17 protein-coding genes are annotated in these 21,234 nt (G+C 39.6%); 9 read left to right on the top strand and 8 right to left on the bottom strand.

All coding sequences use genetic code 11. From position 1 onward, the window contains the following. Positions 1-75: 75 nt before the first annotated feature. Positions 76-687, bottom strand: coding sequence for a hypothetical protein (locus MHM99_RS18820; RefSeq protein WP_239220292.1), 612 nt, complete (start codon positions 685-687; stop codon positions 76-78). Between the two features lie 455 nt (positions 688-1,142). Between MHM99_RS18820 and MHM99_RS18825 the strand changes: the two genes are divergently transcribed. Next, on the top strand, positions 1,143-2,348 hold the full coding sequence (locus MHM99_RS18825; protein WP_187447658.1) for a hypothetical protein: 1,206 nt from the start codon (positions 1,143-1,145) through the stop codon (positions 2,346-2,348). Between the two features lie 57 nt (positions 2,349-2,405). On the opposite strand, the gene MHM99_RS18830 is transcribed toward MHM99_RS18825, so the two are convergent. Both MHM99_RS18830 and MHM99_RS18835 read right to left on the bottom strand, forming a co-directional pair. Beyond that, a complete protein-coding gene (locus tag MHM99_RS18830; protein ID WP_239220293.1) occupies positions 2,406-3,221 on the bottom strand; it encodes a hypothetical protein in 816 nt (271 codons plus the stop codon). Between the two features lie 61 nt (positions 3,222-3,282). After that, on the bottom strand, positions 3,283-3,654 hold the full coding sequence (locus MHM99_RS18835) for a hypothetical protein (protein WP_239220294.1): 372 nt from the start codon (positions 3,652-3,654) through the stop codon (positions 3,283-3,285). A 1,198-nt stretch (positions 3,655-4,852) separates the two neighbouring features. Here MHM99_RS18835 and MHM99_RS18840 point away from each other — a divergent pair. The 6 genes from MHM99_RS18840 to MHM99_RS18865 all read left to right on the top strand — a co-directional run bounded on the left by MHM99_RS18840 (position 4,853) and on the right by MHM99_RS18865 (position 12,289). Further along, positions 4,853-5,209, top strand: a complete 357-nt coding sequence (locus MHM99_RS18840) for a hypothetical protein (RefSeq protein WP_223866653.1) — start codon at positions 4,853-4,855, stop codon at positions 5,207-5,209. Positions 5,210-5,253: 44 nt separating this feature from the next. After that, positions 5,254-6,534, top strand: a complete 1,281-nt coding sequence (locus tag MHM99_RS18845; protein WP_015066027.1) for a TolC family protein — start codon at positions 5,254-5,256, stop codon at positions 6,532-6,534. A 2-nt stretch (positions 6,535-6,536) separates the two neighbouring features. Next, complete coding sequence (locus tag MHM99_RS18850; RefSeq protein WP_020742699.1) at positions 6,537-7,718, top strand: efflux RND transporter periplasmic adaptor subunit; 1,182 nt, start codon at positions 6,537-6,539, stop codon at positions 7,716-7,718. A 15-nt stretch (positions 7,719-7,733) separates the two neighbouring features. Further along, entirely contained in the window at positions 7,734-10,841 is a 3,108-nt protein-coding gene (locus MHM99_RS18855) for a CusA/CzcA family heavy metal efflux RND transporter (protein ID WP_012516886.1), read from the top strand. Between the two features lie 43 nt (positions 10,842-10,884). Beyond that, positions 10,885-11,763: a cation diffusion facilitator family transporter gene (locus tag MHM99_RS18860; RefSeq protein WP_012516887.1), complete on the top strand. Its 879-nt coding sequence runs from the start codon at positions 10,885-10,887 to the stop codon at positions 11,761-11,763. A gap of 307 nt (positions 11,764-12,070) precedes the next feature. Further along, positions 12,071-12,289: a DUF3955 domain-containing protein gene (locus tag MHM99_RS18865; RefSeq protein ID WP_226434510.1), complete on the top strand. Its 219-nt coding sequence runs from the start codon at positions 12,071-12,073 to the stop codon at positions 12,287-12,289. 216 nt (positions 12,290-12,505) lie between these two features. On the opposite strand, the gene MHM99_RS18870 is transcribed toward MHM99_RS18865, so the two are convergent. The 5 genes from MHM99_RS18870 to MHM99_RS18890 all read right to left on the bottom strand — a co-directional run bounded on the left by MHM99_RS18870 (position 12,506) and on the right by MHM99_RS18890 (position 17,797). Then, positions 12,506-12,913, bottom strand: a complete 408-nt coding sequence (locus tag MHM99_RS18870; RefSeq protein WP_015066029.1) for a diacylglycerol kinase — start codon at positions 12,911-12,913, stop codon at positions 12,506-12,508. Then, positions 12,901-14,508 carry a phosphoethanolamine--lipid A transferase gene (locus MHM99_RS18875; protein ID WP_239220295.1) on the bottom strand — a complete coding sequence of 536 codons (1,608 nt, stop codon included), beginning with the start codon at positions 14,506-14,508 and terminating at the stop codon, positions 12,901-12,903. The genes MHM99_RS18870 and MHM99_RS18875 overlap by 13 nt, the downstream gene beginning before the upstream one ends. Positions 14,509-14,628: 120 nt before the next feature. Continuing rightward, the gene (locus MHM99_RS18880) at positions 14,629-16,371 is read right to left on the bottom strand and encodes a glycosyltransferase family 39 protein (RefSeq protein WP_015066031.1); all 1,743 of its coding nucleotides are present in this window, start codon (positions 16,369-16,371) and stop codon (positions 14,629-14,631) included. After that, positions 16,346-17,062 carry a VTT domain-containing protein gene (locus tag MHM99_RS18885; RefSeq protein WP_015066032.1) on the bottom strand — a complete coding sequence of 239 codons (717 nt, stop codon included), beginning with the start codon at positions 17,060-17,062 and terminating at the stop codon, positions 16,346-16,348. The genes MHM99_RS18880 and MHM99_RS18885 overlap by 26 nt, the downstream gene beginning before the upstream one ends. Continuing rightward, on the bottom strand, positions 17,063-17,797 hold the full coding sequence (locus MHM99_RS18890; RefSeq protein WP_015066033.1) for a glycosyltransferase family 2 protein: 735 nt from the start codon (positions 17,795-17,797) through the stop codon (positions 17,063-17,065). Between the two features lie 894 nt (positions 17,798-18,691). Here MHM99_RS18890 and MHM99_RS18895 point away from each other — a divergent pair. Continuing rightward, positions 18,692-19,381 carry a response regulator transcription factor gene (locus MHM99_RS18895; RefSeq protein ID WP_041702971.1) on the top strand — a complete coding sequence of 230 codons (690 nt, stop codon included), beginning with the start codon at positions 18,692-18,694 and terminating at the stop codon, positions 19,379-19,381. Further along, positions 19,365-20,804 carry a HAMP domain-containing sensor histidine kinase gene (locus MHM99_RS18900; RefSeq protein WP_239220296.1) on the top strand — a complete coding sequence of 480 codons (1,440 nt, stop codon included), beginning with the start codon at positions 19,365-19,367 and terminating at the stop codon, positions 20,802-20,804. The genes MHM99_RS18895 and MHM99_RS18900 overlap by 17 nt, the downstream gene beginning before the upstream one ends. Positions 20,805-21,234 lie beyond the last annotated feature (430 nt).

Genomic DNA, 21,234 nt, shown 5'->3' on the forward strand with positions numbered 1-21,234 from the left:
AAAGCTTCAAGCTCTTTCTTATTCATGTTCATCTGCCTATCCTTAACTCTCTATAGAGTAAATTGAGATAGGCAGTTACACAAAATTAGTTACAGTCTCGGTAAGAGAGCCGAACTGATAAACATTTCCGTGTATTGGTATATCACCTCTAGCATACATTGTTATCGCCACTAAGTTAATTTTCTTACCTCTATTTATACCGAGCATTAATTTTTTGCAAATCGATTTGAACAATATTCTCTCAGAATGTGTTAAGCTTTCTAAACCATTTAAATATTGTTTTTCTCGCCTGTCGATTAGATAGTATTTTTTGTTTATATTGTTTAATAAGTCTTTTTTTGAGATGGAACGTTTTTGTGCGATTTCATTTATTTCTTCAAATGTTTCATTGTTAATTCTTTGCTGTTTGTTTCTCTTACTATATTTTCTGTTTCTAATGTGGCTTTTCCACTTTTTCCAAACGTTTTTATCTATTCCGTTAATTACGCTATTGATATGTTTTTTAATTTCTTCTGCAACAATTGATTGTCCTGATTCAAAACTCCTCTTTAAAGATATAAGTTTTTCTTTAATGATTTTTATTGATTCATAGTGAGCTGGGTTGTCATAACCTTTTACTTCACCTTTTTCAATAAGGTTATTTCCAAATTCGAGCCAATCCTCGATTCCATCTACTTCTCTTGTCATAAGTAAAAACTCAGCTTTTCCTATCTATAATAAAAACCGTAGTTCGGAGTTACTTTATTGTCAAATCGATTTAAATGTAAAGAAATTTTAGGGCTAGCTCGTGGGGTTGAGTAACCGCCTCATCATAGGGCTTTATTTGTAAAAGGCGTTGTGCGACGTTTTTATTGAACGCTCAAAACCCGTTGTACAACGGCCCTTTTCTTTAGAGGTAACACGTTGTGCGACGAGCAATTTATGGACTTTGTTAGTGACTACTAACGTTTTTTTGTGAGATTCCTAAGGCGTTGAGCAACGCTACTCAGTTACGAAGCAGAAAGTTGTGAAAACGCAGTAAAGGTGCTCAATAGCGTGATTTTAGCGCATTATCGACGGTATAAAGCGATTTTCAAAATAATAGGAAAGTTTTTTGAGTTTACTAATTTAAATACATGTCACACACGCACACAACTATCAGTATGTACACTACTAATATCACTAATACTACTAACTATACTACTACCACAGTACATAATAACAATTTCATTAATAATCATTGTAGTAGAAAGAGGTTTCGTGAGCTACGTTCCCAATGCAAACTTAATGACTCAATTTGCAGTAACGCCAAAACTCAAAAGAAGGATGCAAAGTTAATTCAAGACTTTTATTCGGCACTACGAATTGAGGACAGAGATAGCGCACTTAGTGCCATAGTAAGCAATGACGGATTTTTAAAAAGAAACTCAGATAATTTTTATCGCTACTTAGATAATCCTCGATGGGTTGCCCCAGACTTTGATAGGTTAGCAATTGGCTACGGTATATCTAAAGAGAAATCCTTAAAAATAAGTAGTCGGTTGAGGGCTGGCGATTGTCCTGAAAATACTACTTTAGAACATGGTTTAAGAAACAAATATTATAAATCTTCTTGGGTTTTAAAATATAAAAAAGGACATGGGATAAGGCTTTATTTAATTAGTAATAACGGTGGTGTTGATTTTAGGCATATTAAAGTTGACTTCACTCCCTCTTATTTTAGGGATAGTGAGTTAGCCGAGTTTTTTAATTGGTTTAACGAGCTACTAGGGAGCGAGCGTAAACGCGCGACAAAAGACTCTATTATATCGTTAATGGAAAATGGTCTTCAATTACATAATGTATTTGCACCTCAAATCCTTCATAACAGTTTATTTGGAAAGGAAGAGAAGTATAATTGGAAAATAAAAGGTAAAGAGCAACCGTTTACTCAGGCCACTTATGATATTTTTAAAGCTGAGTGCGGTGGGACCATCAAGAACAAAATTTACTGTCCGGTATCGAAGCTATTTTACCTCATATTTAAAGAACGACGTTATACCGAAGATGACGCACTTACAGTTATGGAAAACATATCACATGCAACTAGGGTCGAGAGTGTATATGTTTATTCATATAAACACTCGGCGAAAAAGTATTCTCTACTAGAGATGGAGCGTGTGCCTTGTTTCTTGAGTCAGTTTGATATCATTGCTCCCGATTCGTTAGTCGAAATGCCCATCGAAGATAGAGTCAAACTAATGGGACAGCGAACGTTGTCTGGCATAGAGAGGGGCAACACACGTAATCTTATTCTGTCTCCTAACACTCTAGAGACTAAACGCATTAAAATGCTTGAACGCTACAAAGATATTTTCTTGAACAGTTGACAGTGTTGCCAGATAGCGCAAGCAACACTCTACTGTAGACGTGTTAAGTAATGTGTATTAGCAATTTTGTAATACTGTGAAGATAGCGTTTTGCGCAGATTCTCTAAATTCACGACCAATTCTTGGTGTGTATGAAGGGTGGGGGGCTGATATTACAGTTGTTTTAAAATCGTCTTTTTGCAGTCTACCGACTGAAAACTTGAACGTTACTTTACCTCTCACTTCGTGATGCTGTATGTCTGTTAAGTTAGAAGAGTGTAGTAGCCAATTCTTTGATGATGGGCTATTAAAGCTTTTGGGAACAAGAACAACCTTTGGCTTGAAGTGCTCGATTATCTGATTGTTCAGCTCGTAGGAAAACTGAATAGCTCTCTCTAAAAGCGCTTTATCGTATTTAGCCAACTGAGAAGTGAAGCTTTTAAAATCCTTACTTCCCCACAGCACTATGTTAGCCATGAGCGTTTTGTGTTCACCAAACCGCTTATTGAATATCTCCGAGTAGAATTGCCACTTGTTGTTTGGCTTGTTAATAGGATCCCACAATGGGACATTCGCACCTTCGCTATTTTTGTACGCTTCGCTGAAATTGTCGTTCATGGCTTGTTGCACAAAACCCTCGTAGTGAGAAGGGGAGGAAGGAGACAAAATAGCGTCGAGAGATTCTGGAACATTAGGATTTGAGCCTAACCAAATTACATCAACTGATTCGGTATTAAGCTTACTTAATACTTTTGCTGTCTCGATTTCCCCGAAGATAGAGCCTCTAAACGGTATCGAATAAGAGCCTGTACCTCTCTTGAGCGCTTGATTTTCTTTGTTTTCTACAAAATCAGAAATACTATTGTTTATTACTTCAAATATATTCAACGTCATGTCCCTATGATTTGCTTGCGTATTCTTTACTGAGTGACTTGTTAACTTTTTCGTAAGCTTTTTATGAACTAAAGATACGGTAGTGCTTGTCTAGCTCCCAAGTGCATTGACTCGGTATTAGATTAAATTTATCACATACTAAGGTTTGAAGCTCAACGCTCTCTACCACTTTTCTATCTGCATATATATTGAAGAACTTTGAGTTTCCAGAGTAGATTACTCTACCCCTGCTGACTTCTTGATATTCAACAGCAATGAGCTCAGGAAAACACGGAAGGTATATTCTATGCTCTTCCCACTCTACTAAATGGCTAAAGTCACTGTCATAGAGTGAAAGGCTATCAGGCTCTGCACTATTCAAAGGCATCGCTTTAGCAAGTACAGTCGACTTGTAGACCCAAAAAATACCAATATAAGGCAGCTTAGCTTTCATCTTGTATATCTCCAACATGTTGACGTCACCCAACTATCTTGGCAGAGATTTACAACCCTTTAATTATTCAACATTTGCTTCTGAAGTGAGCGCTATTCGCTTGCATGACATATCGTATTCAAAAGTGGAAAGCTAATTTCTTATCTTTACTCGAATAGGTAACGTTAATATGCATTAACATGAACTATTTAACATGAAAGTAACTCTGCTACGGTTCTAGATCAGAAAGAGAATTATCACAATTATTATAGTGCCCCTTCATAGATTTCAGTCATCTGTGGAGCCTCTTCAGATTTTTAGGAAACCTCCCCTAAAGAAGCTTGCTATGCCAGGAATGAGTGGTTGTTAACAAACAAAGTATACTTCAGAATTCATACTCGAAGCGGTATTACTCTGCTAGAAACCTGATATTATTGGTCGTCAGATTGCTTTAGATATTAGTATTTTTCTTAGTCTACCTAACTGCTGAAAACATCATGCTGCGCAATCTAAAGATAAAACACATAAGAGCAGTGATCCCCGTTGTGACGCGGGGATAGCAGATTAAAACATGAACTTGCCAAGGTCAAAAAATGACCGGTATTTTTACGCGAAGCGACAACGTTTTTAGCCAAAAAGTTACAGTAAGGTATCTAGCGATATCGAGTTTCCGATATGCCTTTCTACTAGTCTATTGTACCGTTTATTCGAAAATGGAGCCTTAGATGATTTGGTGAACTCAAAGAAGCGATGCGAACCAACTTCATGCTCATAAGCATAGCATCACGGTTATGGCATGAGCCAGATAATATTTACTTTGTTGTTCATTGATGCGCTCACTGTAAGGAGATCAGATAGCAATTGGAAAAGCTACCTCTTGGGTCAACGGTGATTTTATCTTTCAGTATTGGACTTGCTTTTACACTTGTTGTAGGGGGTATTACAGGTTTTGGTACGAGCGAGACGCAATAATTGTGACAGGCTTATTGAAAATGCATTTTGTATTCTCCTATTCCTTCGGTGTACTTATTTTACATTGCCGGATTATGTATGAGCAGGCTTCGCAGTAGATTTCTGTTTTTCTGACAAGATTTAGCAACTTAATTGAAATACATGGCTTTTTAATACAGAGTTCCTCTTGTGAATCAGAAAGCTGACCATTTAGGCATTGACTACAATCATATTTTAAGAGAACATAGATTGCCAATAGAGGAATCTTGTGTTGAAAACGAATTACCGCATTAGCAAAAATCTAAAAGTGGTCTTAGCCGCTTTTTTGTTGTGCGCACAATTTTTGTTGATTGTGACTGACGCGTTTTCTATTGAACAAGACCACTTGTTTAGCAATGAATTATGTACTGAAAATACATTAATCGAACTGTCCGATGCTTACGATTTAGATGCGGGAAGTGATTGTGACCATTGTTGTTCTTGTCATGGTCATTTTACACACATAGCTTTTTACTTTGATATTGAAAGCTCGTTTCTAAAAAAGTTTCCCAATTTAGTCTCAGTTTATAGTGAAGCTACACCTAATCGTTTCATTAACCAAATAGAGCGTCCTCCAAGAATTTAATCCCTGTCGTTTTTCGTTTTTTCAACTGACTAGGATTATATATCATGAAAATTTCACAGTTTCCTGTGCGCAAACTTACGCGCGCCGGGATATTGACTAGTGCATTGATGCTATCTCAAGCCAATGCATTGGCAGAACAAGTAACTTTAGATGATGCAGTTCAACTTACTCTCAACCGTCATCCAAGCTTGTTGAAATTCAGACCTCTTACTAGAGCTCTTGAGGGAGATCGCCAACAAGCTTTGCTTTCTCCAGCTTACACCGTAGGTGCTAATCTAGAAAATGTGATGGGCACAAGTTCTACTTCGGGAGTTCAAGCAGCAGAAGCAACCATCTCTCTATCTTCAGTGTATGAACTTGGTGGAAAGAAGAGTGCAAGAACACTGGTTGTGGATGCCAGAGCTGCCCTTTTAGATTCAGAGCAGTATTCAATGTCTCTCTCACTACTTGGTGGGCTCACTCAGCAGTATATTCGCGTTCTGGCACAACAGGAGCGTCTGCAAATAGCTGAGCGAAGTGTGAGCTTAGCTGAAGATGCTCTTACTGTGATCACTAATAGAATAAAAAGTGGTGCAACGAATGATGCTGAATTGTTCAGAGCTAAATCGGCTTTAAATCAAGCGAAATTAGAACTTGCGACAGCAAAGGTGAATAAAGAAATAGCCCTGCAATCTCTCACACTATTCTGGCAGGGCAATTATGAAGATATCACGCTTACTGGTTCTTTAAATTCACCCGCTAAAAATTATTCCTACGAAACACTTTTTAACCAATTCTTATCATCATCGAATGCGGATTTACTAATTAAGTCACTTGACCTGAAGGACGCTGAAATTCAGTTGGCTAAGTCTGATAATACCGCAGACCTATCTTGGTCTGTTGGTGTTAGAAGGAATCAGGGAGCTCAAGATACATCGTTAGTTTTTGGTGCCTCAATTCCACTATTTGCTGAGAAAAGGAATTCGGGTGCAGTCAAATCTGCAATTGCTAGTAAGGAGGCGGAGTTATTAGAGCGAGACACCAAGTATCTCGATGTAAAAGCGATTCTATTTAAAGCAACGAAAAGCATAAATTTTAGTTCACAGGCAGCATTGCACCTGGAAAAAGAAGTAATGCCAGATTTGAAAAGAGCATTGGAGCTGACCAAGGAGGGCTATCAAAAGGGAATTTACACTTATCAAGAATGGTTTGCTTCACGTGATGCACTTCTCCAATCTCAACGGAGTCTCATCAACTATCGCGAAGCCACCCTGCTCAATGAAGCACTTATCGAACAATGGACAGGGCAATCTCTGAAATCATTCACTTTCAATCTCCAGGATTAATTATGCTAAAGCAAATTTTATTTTTATTTCTTATCGGCACTGTGACATCTATCGCGACCGCAAGTGAAGATGTCACCAATTCAAATGACAACCAAAATATATTCCAGAAAGGTAACATCGAAATAGAAGTAAGTATCGATGAAAGCCCCGAGGGCTCTGTAATTATTGCCTCGACTTTTGAAGATGGGAAGCCATTTATCCCTGATTCCTTTTCTATAGAGCTACAGAAGTTAGGTTCAAGCTCAGAAAAATTTGAGTTTCAAACTTCAGAGGGGGTTTTGCGGTCAATAAAAGCTCTGTCTGAACCTCATTCTTTTAGGGCTACTATTTATCTGACTGACAAAAGACGAAAGTATTCCTGGGAGTGGGAAAACTTCGAGGGAAGAACACAGATCTCAAGAGCATTAACTGAAAAGTTTCAATTAGCAACCTCCGAAGTTCAGAGTGGGACCATTGAAAGACATATCGAATTGTTGGGTACTCTTGTAATTCCACCCAAGAACAAGGCTGAAGTTAATGCGCGGTTCTCGGGAGTTGTAGAAACTCTCGCTTCGGATGTTGGTGACAGCGTGAAGGCTGGCGATGTAATTGCAAAAATTCAATCAAATGACAGCTTACAAACCTACATCGTGAAAGCGCCAATTTCGGGTACGGTAGTAAGTCGAAATGTTAATGTTGGGCAGTTGGTTACCAGTGAAACGCTTTATAAAATAGTCGACGCTGAAACGCTTTGGGCAGAATTGAAAGTATTTCCATCCAAGAGGGATACAATAAAGCAGGGCTCTTATATCCACATAAAAAAAGGTTCCCGACAGCAAGATGCAAAGGTCAAATTTCTCATTCCGTCAGGTTCACTTGAACCTTATCAGATCGCAATTGTTGAAATCACTAATACCGAAGGAGAATTCTCCCCCGGCGATATGGTTACAGGTGTAGTTGATGCTCAGAAAGTCGATGTTTCGCTTCGCGTTGAGAATGAAGCTATCCAATCAATGGATGGTAACTCAGTTGTATTTTTAAACGATGGTAACACGTTTCAAGCTGTCCCTGTCGAGCTGGGTATAAAAGATGACAACTTCACTGAAGTAAAGCGTGGCTTAATCGCTGGTCAAATTTACGTATCAAAAAATAGCTTTCTGATAAAAGCGGATCTTGAAAAATCCGGTGCCTCTCACGCTCACTAATCCTGGAGACGATAAATGATTGATAATATTATTCGTCTTTCAGTAGAAAGACGCTTTTTGTTTCTTGTTCTTGCACTAATCTTAATTGGGATCGGCGTTTGGAGCTACCAGCGATTACCTATTGATGCTGTACCAGATATTACAAATGTACAGGTTCAGATTAACACCAAAGCTCCGGGGTACTCACCATTAGAAGCTGAACAACGAATAACATTTCCTGTCGAAACAGCACTATATGGCTTGCCTAACTTATCCTATACACGTTCTATATCGAGGTATGGTCTTTCACAGATTACAGTTATTTTCGAAGAAGGAACGGATATCTTTTTTGCCCGAAATTTAATCGACGAAAGACTTGCTAACCTTAAAAGTGTTTTACCTGATGGCCTTGAGCCAGAAATGGGGCCAATCGCAACAGGGCTTGGCGAAATTTTCGTATATACACTGGAAGGGAAAGATGGAGCAACGTTACCCGATGGCTCGCCGGTCACACCTATGGCTTTAAGAGAGGTACAAGATTGGATCATTCGACCACAGTTAGCCCAGGTTCCGGGAGTAGTAGAAGTAAACACTATTGGAGGTTATGACAAGCAATATCACGTCAATCCCGACCCTGTAAAAATGCTGGAGATGGGAGTCTCGCTTAAAGACATTTCTGAAGCACTATATTTAAACAATGATAATGCTGGAGCAGGCTATATTGAGAAAAATGGCGAGCAACTTCTTGTTCGCTCTCCAGGTCAATTGACAGGGATAAAGGATATCGAAAATGTCGTAGTAGGAAAAAAAGGATCTGTTCCTGTTCTAATAAAAGATATTGGAACTGTAGGCTTGGGTAAGCAGCTGAGGACCGGTGCCGCTACAAGAAATGGTAAAGAGACAGTGATGGGAACGGTCATGATGTTGCTGGGAGAAAACTCAAGGGAAGTTGCAGCTTTAACTGCCAGTAAATTAACTGAAATTCAAAGATCGTTACCAAGCTGGGTAGTTACTGAACCCGCCTATGATCGAACTACACTGGTCGACAAAGCGATAAACACTGTGCAGAAGAACCTGCTGGAAGGAGCATTACTCGTAATTGTCATATTATTTTTACTACTAGGCAATATTCGAGCGGCTCTTATTACGGCTGCGATCATACCTATTGCTATGATGATGACAATCACTGGAATGGTCCAGAGAGGTGTTTCGGCAAATCTGATGAGTTTGGGGGCTTTAGATTTTGGTCTGATTGTCGATGGCGCTGTCATCATTGTTGAAAACTGTATTAGGCGCTTATCTGAAGCGCAACAGCATCACGGCAGACTTCTTCAACTCAAGGAACGTCTAGAAGAAGTGAAAATAGCAACGATTGAAGTAATCAGGCCCAGCTTATTTGGAGTCGGGATCATAACCGCTGTTTATCTGCCTATTTTTACTTTAACAGGCGTAGAGGGAAAGATGTTTCATCCCATGGCAATAACTGTTGTTATCGCTCTTATTGCGGCAATGATTTTGTCACTGACGGTAGTGCCTGCAGCGATCGCAATTTTCATGGGGGGAAAAATCAGTGAAAAGGAGAGTTTTTTAATACGTTGGGTGAAACTGGCTTACGAACCAGCACTTAGGGCTATTCTTAAATTTAAAGCTGCTGCTCTTGGGGCTGCACTAGCGTTTGTTGTCTTCTGCGGATGGTTGGCAACAACACTTGGGTCTGAATTTATTCCTCAACTGGATGAAGGTGATGTCGCTTTACAGGCTTTACGCATAACGGGTACCGGTCTAAACCAATCAATTCAAATGCAAGAATTACTTGAAGGTGCGCTGTTAGAAATTCCAGAGGTAGCGGTAGTCTTTGCGAAAATAGGTACACCAGAAGTCGCTACAGACCCAATGCCTCCTAATGTAGCCGATAGTTTTGTAATACTTAAACCTCGCTCAGAATGGCCTGATCCAGCTAAATCTAAATCGGATCTAGTGGCTGAAATTGAATCAGTCGCCTCAAAGCTTCCCGGTAATAACTATGAATTTACCCAACCAATTCAAATGAGATTTAATGAATTGATTTCCGGCGTAAGGGCTGATGTTGCAGTCAAGGTTTTCGGTGATGACTTAGAGCAATTGTTGGATTCTGCAAATAAGGTTGCTGAGATCGCTGAGTCGATACAAGGTGCCTCAGACACCCGAGTTGAGCAAGTTGCCGGCCTTCCTATGTTGTCCATATTACCAAAACGAGATGCTCTCGCAAGGTACGGTCTTAACGTAGCAGACATTCAAGCACTCGTTTCAACCAGCATAGGGGGTAAGGAATCAGGCATAATCTATGAAGGCGATCGTCGGTTTAAAATTGTAATCAGATTATCTGAAGAGTTGCGTACAAATATTGACAAATTAGAGAGCTTACCTGTTCGTGTCGGCAATAGTTTTGTACCGCTTGAAGAGGTAGCCACTCTCGAGTTAAAGCCGGCGCCTGCACAGATCAGCCGAGAGAATGGAAAGCGCAGAGTTGTCGTAACGACTAACGTACGAGGAACCGACCTAGGAGGATTTGTCGTTGATTTACAAAAAAGACTTAAATCCGATTTAAAAATGAAGGAAGGATATTGGTTAGAGTTTGGTGGTACCTTTGAACAACTGGAATCCGCCAGCAAACGGCTGACTTTAGTCGTTCCGGTTACGCTTGCGTTGATAGTTGGCATACTCATTATGGCGTTTGGGTCTGTTAAAGACGCATTGATAATTTTCACTGGTGTACCACTAGCCTTGACTGGAGGAGTACTGGCACTCTGGATTAGAGATATGCCTCTTTCAATTTCTGCGGGAGTAGGCTTTATCGCTTTGTCCGGGGTCGCGGTTTTGAATGGACTAGTGATGGTCGCATTCATCAGACAACTCTGGCAGGAAAATGGTGATATTTATACTTCAGTAATTCGAGGGGCCATAATCCGGCTTCGACCTGTTTTGATGACTGCGTTAGTGGCCAGCTTAGGCTTTGTTCCCATGGCACTTAATACAGGAACAGGTGCTGAAGTACAAAGACCGCTCGCCACTGTAGTCATTGGGGGAATTATATCGTCAACTTTACTGACACTGTTTATATTACCTGCGCTTTATCAGCTCGCACATAACAAACGCAACTCTTAATCAAATTTTACGCCCGGTATGTTCCGGGCGCACCGGAGCCTCTATGACTCATAATCATTCAAATAGCTCAAACAAAATTGGGTGGGCTTTTCTATTAAATTTCAGCTTCACAATTATTGAATTTATTGGCGGCTGGCTAACGAACAGCACTGCTATAATGGCAGATGCTGTTCATGATCTCGGCGATTCAGTTTCTATTGGAAGCGCCTGGTGTCTCAATAGGTTAGGAGAGAGAGAGGCCGATGAAAATTTCACATATGGGTACAAGCGACTCAGCCTGTTAGGGGCATTTATTAACGGAGCCGTACTTATCCTTGGCTCAATCTGGGTATTATCAGAAGCCATTCCTCGAGTATTAGACCCGGTCGTTCCAAATACAGAAGGCATGATATTACTTGCGATTCTAGGTGTCGCTGTAAACGGCTTTGCTGTGTATAAACTCCAGGGAGGAAATACCCTAAACGAGAGAGTGTTGAACTGGCATTTATTGGAGGACGTTTTAGGCTGGGTTGCTGTATTAATTATTGCCATAGTAATGCAATTTGTCGACTGGCCAATTTTAGACCCCCTACTTTCGATTGGCTTTACGCTTTTTATATTGTTTAATGTAATTCGAAACTTATTAGCAACCTTAAAATTATTTTTGCAAGGTGTTCCAGAGAAAAACTTATACAAACAAGTGTTAGATGAACTCCGGAGTGTTGATAGAGTTGAATATATCCATGACTTAAAAATTTGGTCACTTGACGGAGAACACAATGTTATTACTATACGCGTTGGCAGTGCCTTAAAGACAGTTGAAGAATACAAGTTATTGAAGCTTGATATTTATGATAGCTTGGCCATGTTTGACTTCAGTTACAGCACAGTTGAAATAGAGTTTACTGACGAGCATTCTGCAGTTAATGAGGAGGTGAGATGAAATTCCATTACTCATTAACAATGATAGTCGACAGTAATTCAAGTTTTAATACTAAGCTAAAATTTTATTTGTGACACATTGTCTACAATCATGACTATAGATTTTCATGGAACTTTTTAGTTTGTTCCCCTCATGATTAAATTTTTTGTTAAACTGTAAGGAGAGTGTGATAGATAATAATGCGTAACTAAAGTGGTAAGAGGCAAGATTGAACACGTACCTTCGACATCAACGTTTCTTTCGTGCTCTTACGAGATGTTGAAAATAAAATATAGAGACATTAATGAAATTTATAAGTAACTATAAGATGAGCTTCTTATTTTTTATTAGTGGTATTTTGTGTTTAATCGCTTATAACATAAAAGGCTCGAGTATAGATGAAAATGGTTTTTTGGTTGAATCGTTTGGCTTCATTCCTATATTTTGGCTGTTTGAGCTGATGGCATCGCTGACTTTTGCTTTCACTTTCATTAAACTTAAAAAAATCAGCGAAAGTAAAAGCACGCGAAGAACTTTTTCTAACTGACAATTTTGCTTTGCGATTTGCTATGCAACTCCTGGCTAGTAATTGAAAACTGAACCTAAAGGTTGTTGGGTATTGCCTTTTAGTTATATCAGACTTTAACTTCTTATATTAAAGCTCGCTAATTATTGGCTTTCTATTCTTTTATACACATTGATGAATTTGCATAGTTGGACCCATGTCAGTGCGGTACCTCATCGGTGAGTCAACAGTCTCAAATCAAAAATATCTACACAATGTAGCTAACCACAACAGTGATGAAATTGCGATCGTCACTAAAACAGCCGCTGAGCCTAAATCTTTAGCTAAGCCTGACAGTGGGTGAATCTCTTTTCCAATACGGTCAATAGTTACTTCAATTGCAGTATTTATAATTTCAGCGAACAAAACGAAGAGTATGGAGGAAAGTAAAATCGCCTTTTCCATATAAGGAATTGACCAAAATGCAAGCACTCCCGCCGCTAAGATAAGTAAGATAAGTTCTTGCCGGAACGCTGACTCGTTTTTAACAAGCCATGATATAGCTCGAACTGAGTTTTTCATTGCTAATACAATACGCAACATGCCCTTTGGTTTGGCTTTAGGGTCGAAATGCATTTTTGATGTGGTTTCGTCTATGACTCGCATTTTCGTAAAATATCCTGAGTGGGTTGGTAGGTGCTGCTTTGCACATTAGTAAGACCAAGTAATGTGTCAAAAAGGTTGTCATGCGAATAAGGATGACTGGACAACGACCTTACGCAATCACTGTATTCAGGTTGGCTAAACTTGGAGGCCCAATAAACCATTGGTACATGAGTTTGCTCAACAGGCGCTAAATTATAAGGGAAACCGTGTAAATAAAGCCCTTTTTCTCCCAATGACTCACCATGATCCGATAGATAAAGCATCGACGAATTAGGAATAGTGGAAAGCTGTTCAATAATCTGGCCTAGCACGTAGTCTGTGTATGCAATAGTATTATCGTACGTATTTGTCAGCTCTGCCTCTTCACAATTTTGAATATCACTTCTGGGACAGTCAGGCACGAACTTAGCAAATTTCTCTGGGTATCTCCGGTAATAGGTAGGCCCGTGTGAGCCAATCATATGTAAGACTATAACTCTATGTTCTTTAGATGGTCTTGAAAGAGTTTCTCTTAAAAGGTCAATAAGTACCTCATCATAACAATAATCTCCATCGCACAACTTGGGAACTCTTGACGGGTTGAAGTCTATAGTCTCTACCCTCTTGCATACTCCTTTACAGCTACTGTTATTGTCAATCCATGTGACGTCAACACCTGCACGATGAATGATGTCTAAAACATTGTCCTGACTGTCTGCGATACGCGAATCATAATTTTCTCGTGAAAGTCTTGAGAACATACATGGCACAGAGACTGCGGTAGCAGTGCCGCAAGATGTCACCTTGCTAAAACTGATTGCACCTGCGTTCTGGATATTAGGCGTAGTACGCCTCGAATAGCTGTTGCTTGAAAACTTGTCCGCTCTGGCTGTTTCGCCAACCACTAACACTGTAATAGATGGGTGTATATTAGCGTTACCTTTTAAGTAGGGACGCTTGTCTAATACTTTGTAGGGTAAAGGCGGATAGAAGTAAGTGTCCCGAAGGTACTTGTACCCTGAATCATAAAAGGCGTAGGGAATAATATACTTCGTTAGATCTTTGTTATTTCTGCCGACAGCTGCATAGCTCTTAAAAAGGAACGTGGCTATAATTGCAATACCCAATAAAGCTAATAAGTTCAGCACTAGAAGGTGCTTGATTCGAGCCTTGAGCTTTCCACTTATTTCCAGATTAAAAATCGCAAATACAGGGATTAATCCCAGTATAGAGAAGAATAAAAAAAGTGTTGAATTTAGATAAGAAAAGGCTTCACCAGAATTTGTTTCCATTACATTCTGTATCATGCTCTTATCGAAAATGACACCATAGGCCAAGGTGCCGTAAAGTAGAATAGAACTTACAACGAAAGTAATTGCAACTGTGGTGCGCGGCAAAAATAGGGCACCAAAAAGACTTAGAAAAATAATATTAAAAAAGGTTAGCAAGAGCGGTACAGAGAGAAAAAACACCCACTCATTCAATGTTACAGGGGCTACAACTTCATAAACAGCGGACAAAAATGGTATGTTAAATATTGCTGCGATAAGCAATGAAGAAAGTAAAATGAACTGAGCTGATGTAGGATTGAAATTTAGTGTTCTTGGAAATTTCACAATAAGGTTCTCGTGTACTTCTTAGCACATAAGTTACCTGTCTAAACTTAAATAACGCTTAAGAAAAACTGTAGGATGAAAATTCTCGCATTATTTTTTAATTGTATGAAAACATGTACCTCACGTAACGGGCCTATCTGGGATATAACTAAAGATCTCAGTCGCAGTTTTCGTAAGCGGACACTTTTCGGTTAATGCCTCGTGCGATAATAGTACCCAGTGGACGCGATGTGCATACCCTACAGACGTTGCCATTTCTTTTTTAAAACAACCATTGCGTACGTGTTTTTCATCTACGAGGATATATCTTCCCTTGTCAGTCTTCTCCATCCACTGGTAGGCGGCAGATAATTGCTCATCAGTAGGGGTATGATAGCCAAAGTGGACGATGGGATAAGGCGAGAAGAGAATAAACTGTTCAGAAAAATCAACAAGTGCAATAGTTGCATCATGTTTGCCAATTTCTTTTTCAATATTTCCAAATACGCTTTTAGGGGTTTTTACATCTTCAAGTAAAGTGTAACCCCATGTAGCGTACATGCCCCAAAGAGTACACAAGAAATAAGGCCAGGCTTTCCAGTGCTTCCCTCTAGAAGTAATCACCGTAACCAGACACGTCAGTCCCCCCGTTACTAAAAAAAACATCCACGGAGAAAGCCCGAACTTTTCTTCTAATTTTAGGGCGAATGATGCTTCTACTATGCCGGAAAAACCAAACCCCAATAAGCCTACTGATAGTAAAAATACAACACCCCACAAAAGCCAGGAGAATACTTTTTTATTAACAACTGAATCAAAGTAAGGCGCAGAGATCAGTGCCAGCATCGGCAATGCGGGTAAGATGTACACCCCCCGTTTGCCAGGACTTACGCTGAAGAAAAGCAGGACAAGTACAATCCAACCCAACGGTAAGAGTATGCGGGCATCACCTTTTTTAATTGCGCTATACCAAAATGGGATGAGCCATGGAAGAGCGATGCTAATTGGCAGCCAAAATAATGGAATAACCTCAACGAGGTAATACCAGAATGGCTTTATGTGATGCCAGGAATCAGCATATCGAGTGACCGTTTGCCTAAAAAGAATGTTATCTCTATATAGAGCAAGTGATGGATCGTGGCTATTTTCGACTAATATCAACATAGGTATAAACCATAGTGATATAGCCAGTAACATCACCACTGCACCCATTATCCACGGTAATACGGAGTTTTTAGTTTGCTTCTTAGCTATGTCCCGCTGAGGCCAAACGCGTCGATGTATCAAGTATGGTATCAGCATTAAGACTGGTAAAAATCCGACCCCTTTTGTGATGACGCCAATTCCCATGAAGAAAAAGGCGAGGTAATACCAACGCCATCGCCTTTCAACTAAGAAAAAGCGCAGAAGACCATAGCATCCTATTGTTATCCAGCAGCAGACCATTGCGTCTATTTGTGCAGACTTGGCCTGAAGCAAAAATTGAAAACTCAATAAAAGAAGTGACGTTGCGATCAGCGCTTCTTTTGTGCTCCACAGTCGTTTTGAGATGTCATACACCAAAAAAAGTGTGAGTAGGCTGCATAAAGCAGATGGGAGCAGAAAGGCAATCTTAATTGACCCGAATAGCGCAAAGAAAAAAGCGATAGACCACATAAACACAGGTGGTTTATCAGGATAAAACTCTTCCGCTCTGGCTGGAAAGAACCACTGACCTGTTTCAACCATTTCTTTTGCAACTTGTGCAAAACGAGGTTCGTCAGCAGGCCAGGGATCTCTTAACCCAATCCCGATAAATATCAACACGCTAGCCAGTACAAAAAGCCAGAAAGTATAATTTGGGTGCTTGTTCTTATGTTTAATGGCTAAGCTCGTCTGATTCATTGCTACATTTGCTGCTTTTTGTGAGTGAACGAAGAGTTTTATCGTCATTATGTTGACGACGATAAACCTTAAAAAGATATGCGCTTAGCAAGCTGGAAATCCCGAATAATAGGGCGCTTATGATTATTTTAAGTTCAGAGTTGACTAATACACCCTTACCCATCAATGCAAAAACCGCCATTTGAGGGATGTAGCCAATAGTAGACCCAAGAATAAAAGAGCGTCGTGGAATCTTTGAAACGCCAGCAAAAATGTTTGTGAGTAGATTATTTCCTACTGGCAACAGTCTAATGATAACGGACTTAAGAAAGGGAGAGCGAACTAGAAAATGGTCTAACTTGCGCACCCGCATTTCAAAGTGTTGAATAATAATCGGTCTAGCGAAAGATCGGGACACTGCCATAACTGTTGCACAGCTGAGGATAGCTGCTAATGTTGAATAGATGATACCTGCAGCAAATCCAAAGGCATACCCCCCCATAAATGCGACTAACTGGCGTGGAAGTCCGATAGAAAGTAAAAATACTGAGACGGCTAAAAATTTGGCTATCCCTGTCACTCCATTATTACGGGTATGCTTGTCTATCCATTCCTGATTAAATGCGTCAAATGAGGGAGAGACCGGAATCAAATGACTAAAAAACAGAATGGTAAGTACCAAAATGAAGAAACGAAGGAGACTGGAATTCAATTAGATACTCTCTTCATTTTCTAAGATGACATCATTAAGTTTATTACGTTTCTGAAGCCAATAAACTCCTGCCATATCAGTTAGTCCGACCCCAAGCCGCCCTAACATATTATATTTTGATTTTCCAAATTGCCTGTCTCTGTGATTCACCTCAACAACTTTAATGATCCCACCTTGTCGCCGGATCAGTGCTGGCAGAAAACGATGCATATGATCAAAATAGGGTAAATCGAGGAATGTTTGTTTTGGAAAGACCTTTAACCCACATCCGGTGTCAGGTGTATCATCATTAAGAAGTTTACTTCTTACAGAATTTGCTAGTTTTGACTGAAATCTTTTCCAAGCTGTATCCTTTCTGTTTTTACGGTGACCAGCAATGCAAAAGTGACTCCCTAACGGAAATTGAGAGGCCATAGTCAGGAGGTTTGGTATATCAGAGGGATCATTCTGCCCATCCGCATCAAGTGTTACTACAAGTTCTCCATCAGCATGGCTCACCCCTGTCCAAATAGCTGTACTTTGTCCCACCGAGTGCTTATGCCGTAGTACGTTAACTTTGTCAAAGCCACTCGCTTTCAGGTAAAGCAAATTCTCAAATGTCTTATCCGTACTTCCATCATCAACATAGATGACTTCGAAGTTTGCTACACCTGTTAACGCTCTATAAATTTCCTCAATTAAGGGTTTTAAATTTTCTTCTTCGTTTTTTGCTGGTATTACAACTGAAATTCGCACGTAGCCCTCTGTCAAAGCCCCAAGATCAAGCAAATTCTATTTTCGACAGGAAAACTCTAACAAACGAAACTTAAGATACGCTTATGAAGAGTCATTTAATTGAGGTAATAATGTTCTAATCGCTCAGGAAGGAAGAAAGAGGCTGGTTAAGGAGGGAACGCTATAGGAGTGTGTTTCGACCAGCTATCGTAGTACTTTCGCCACGGCCTTGGCTTGCACTTACAATCACCTTGTCATGTTATTGCAAATATTTTGTCCTGAGGAACGCTTGCGGCCAAATAAGCCACAAAGTCAGTGCTTGAATCGGCATAAGCAGCGAAAAGTTTCCAGCCAGACTCCTTGTAAGGCTTTAGAATATTTAGTTTAAACGTTTTAAAAGCTTTTTCGCTAAGCCATCGAATTAGCTACCTGAATATCTCTATCTGGGAGATGGTAACGGGATAAAAAAGTGGAATGTTGAACTGGAAGTATACATTTCGCGCAGTCAGATAGATAATTTTGAAGCCTTTATCAGCGTATGCTTGAACACGTTCAGACGCATTTTCTCTTTCAGAAAAAATGCAGGCGTTACAGGGGATCAATGTTCCATCGATGTCAAAAATGACAGCTTTGTCACTTTTACCATTGGGGGGAGAAATTTCTGTAGAGGTTATTGAGCACCCACAAAGTAGCAGCGCTGATATAAAATAAGCCTTCATCGTTAGTCACAAGACTGTTATTAATATGAACAAAATATCGAGATAAACTTAAGAGCTATTGAAGTAAATCAATCGATTTATGCTAAAAGAACCACGTATACGTAGGTTAACTATAAGCACCTTTTCAATAGCTTCTTCAGCAAATCCTAAGGTTGAGAAGGTATACTCAAATAACTTTAAAATTGACATTCAAATTATGAGAATACTTCTGATAGAAGACTCTTTATCATTGAGAAACAGTTTGAGCTTAGGCTTGGAAAAATTGGGCTATTCAGTCGATACTGCTGGCACTGGCTCTGAGGGATTGAGTATGGCGTTGCTTGGTAGCTACGAAATAATCATCCTTGATATGATGCTACCTGAGTTGGACGGTATGACTATTCTTAAAACGTTACGAAAAAGACATTTAGAAACAAAGGTTATCATCTTATCTGCGCGATCTGAGTCTGAAGACAAGGTAGCGGGGCTATTGGCAGGTGCTGACGACTACCTTTCTAAGCCGTTCTCGTTTGACGAATTGACTGCTAGACTACTTAGCTTGATGAGGAGAGGTGCGGTAAATTGTCTCAATGACCAAGTTACTATCAACAGTTTGACACTCAATATCCAGTTTAAAACGCTTTCATACAATAATGGCATTATCAACCTGACCCCGAATGAGTACAAAATTGTTGAATGTATTTTTCTCAATAGACACAAGATAGTTACCTCAGAAATGCTGAGTGAATTTATTTCTGGAAGCTATGACCATATCTCAAAAAATGCTATTGAAGCTCACCTTTCCTCAGCAAGGAAAAAAGTAAGAAAAAGCGGCGCGTCTCTACCCATTACAAGTAAACGTGGTTTTGGTTACAGAGTTATAGAAGCTAATGAAATCAATACGTAAAACATTAACACGAAGACTTTCTATTATTATTTCACTGTTAGTCATTGCCGTTTTACTTGCAGCAGATATTGGCGTTGATTCCTGGGTCGAACAAGAATTCAACCAGGCTATGAAGGCAAAAGTAGGTATGCTTCAGAGCTTGGTAAATGAAGATGTCGAGGGTGTGGAGTTCGAATTTGCAGGTGAGTATTTGCCTGAGTTTGAAGGGACATCTTCCCCCGAGTATTTTCAACTTTGGTACAAAGATTCAACGTTTGAAAAATCAGATACTCTGGCGCTTTATACCATCAATGAATTGCCTTTCAGCAGCATTGGCCTGGATGAATATTCTTTCCAGGATATTACTCTGCCCGATGGCCGTACGGGTCGGGTAATTTACACTCGATATATACCTCAGATTGATTCTGAAGACAGAGCTGGATTTTATCGCGTCATGGGCAAGGGTAACGATACTCGCCCGTCAATGGTTATCGCGTACGCAACATCTACAGAATTGTTAAATTTCACGTTGTGGTTTATCGATGGTGCTTTTCTATTTGCATTAATTATCGTGCCGTTAGTTGTTCGATTTACAGTGCGTAACACTGTGGCTTATGCTCTGGCACCCTTGGATGCCTTAAATGCCAAGATAAAAGGACTACGATTTACCACTAGACAAAAACACGAAGCTTTTCAAAATAATGTCGAGGAATTGGAACCCATTACCCAAAGTTTGAATCACTTTTTTGAAGATAATTATTCGCTTTACCTGCGTGAGAAGAGGTTGACTTCGGATATCGCACACGAGCTAAAAACACCAGTCTCTGAATTAATAAATATGACTGAAGTAGCAATTAAGTTTCCAGGAGAAATAAGATTAGAAAAAGATTTTAAGCCACGTGTTTTGCAAATAGGCACAAGAATGAAAAATATTATTTCTGGCCTTATGTTAATCCAAAAATATAGTTTTAAGACCCTAGAGCTAACTGATGAGATAGATATCCACAAATTAGTATCTCAACTTATTCAGATCAAAGAAGCAAGAAATGTTAAGGTAGAGATTAGCTCCAATTTTCAGTTAAGCGTCAAGAGCAATCGCGTTGGAGTAGAATCGATAATAAGTAATCTGATAGATAACGCTATCGAACACGGAAAAACTGATACAGAAATACTTGTGAACTTAGGTGTAAATAGTTCTAGTAATGTTTACCTCAGAGTGACAAATAAGGTGGGGACAGAGGTTAATGAGGATGATCTAAAGCATATGTTTGAACCGCTTTGGCAAAAAGATGCTTCTAGAACATCTGAAGATAACTTTGGGCTAGGTCTTTCTATAGTAAATGCATTGTGCGACGCTGTATGTGCAGAAGTTTCTGTAACCAAAACCACCGAAGAAGACATATCGTTTTTGTTGACTTTTAAAAATGAAACTATTGGTCCGTAATCTTAGGCAGGCTTAAGTTACTGTAACCTTAGCCTTAATAACACTCCTGAAAAGAGAGACTGCGACTTAGCAAGAGAATAAAAATAGGGTAATTCAACTTAACCTAGCTTTCGAATTTGGTATGTGGTGGAGATCAAAAAAGTTTTCGGCCACCTGTTCCTTGTCACGGATAATTGCTGCTGGAACAAGTCAATGCTTCCATTCAACTCATTGGGCGTACAACGATAAAATGACTTTACGATTTTTTTGCAGAGTTCTACCAAGAAACTGTTGAAAAACACTTGCTGACAATAGGTTATCTTAATATAGATTAACGTTACCTGTCTCAATCTGACGTGGTCAACCAAAATCACACAACCCAGTTAAGCCGCTTTTTGTAAGTTAGCCATGTCAGCCTCATATTGATTTGGACTCTTGTAATCCAGATATG

Source organism: Alteromonas sp. MmMcT2-2 (assembly GCF_022348305.1).
In the GTDB taxonomy this organism is placed as follows: domain Bacteria; phylum Pseudomonadota; class Gammaproteobacteria; order Enterobacterales; family Alteromonadaceae; genus Alteromonas; species Alteromonas macleodii.

Excerpts from the sequence above, each read along its gene's own strand:
- MHM99_RS18900 (WP_239220296.1), top strand. The coding sequence starts at position 19,365 with ATGAAATCAATACGTAAAACATTAACACGAAGACTTTCTATTATTATT.
- MHM99_RS18845 (WP_015066027.1), top strand. The coding sequence starts at position 5,254 with ATGAAAATTTCACAGTTTCCTGTGCGCAAACTTACGCGCGCCGGGATA.
- MHM99_RS18880 (WP_015066031.1), bottom strand. The coding sequence starts at position 16,371 with ATGAATCAGACGAGCTTAGCCATTAAACATAAGAACAAGCACCCAAAT.
- MHM99_RS18830 (WP_239220293.1), bottom strand. The coding sequence starts at position 3,221 with ATGACGTTGAATATATTTGAAGTAATAAACAATAGTATTTCTGATTTT.
- MHM99_RS18835 (WP_239220294.1), bottom strand. The coding sequence starts at position 3,654 with ATGAAAGCTAAGCTGCCTTATATTGGTATTTTTTGGGTCTACAAGTCG.
- MHM99_RS18820 (WP_239220292.1), bottom strand. The coding sequence starts at position 687 with ATGACAAGAGAAGTAGATGGAATCGAGGATTGGCTCGAATTTGGAAAT.
- MHM99_RS18865 (WP_226434510.1), top strand. The coding sequence starts at position 12,071 with ATGAGCTTCTTATTTTTTATTAGTGGTATTTTGTGTTTAATCGCTTAT.
- MHM99_RS18855 (WP_012516886.1), top strand. The coding sequence starts at position 7,734 with ATGATTGATAATATTATTCGTCTTTCAGTAGAAAGACGCTTTTTGTTT.
- MHM99_RS18870 (WP_015066029.1), bottom strand. The coding sequence starts at position 12,913 with ATGCGAGTCATAGACGAAACCACATCAAAAATGCATTTCGACCCTAAA.
- MHM99_RS18895 (WP_041702971.1), top strand. The coding sequence starts at position 18,692 with ATGAGAATACTTCTGATAGAAGACTCTTTATCATTGAGAAACAGTTTG.
- MHM99_RS18825 (WP_187447658.1), top strand. The coding sequence starts at position 1,143 with ATGTACACTACTAATATCACTAATACTACTAACTATACTACTACCACA.
- MHM99_RS18860 (WP_012516887.1), top strand. The coding sequence starts at position 10,885 with ATGACTCATAATCATTCAAATAGCTCAAACAAAATTGGGTGGGCTTTT.
- MHM99_RS18850 (WP_020742699.1), top strand. The coding sequence starts at position 6,537 with ATGCTAAAGCAAATTTTATTTTTATTTCTTATCGGCACTGTGACATCT.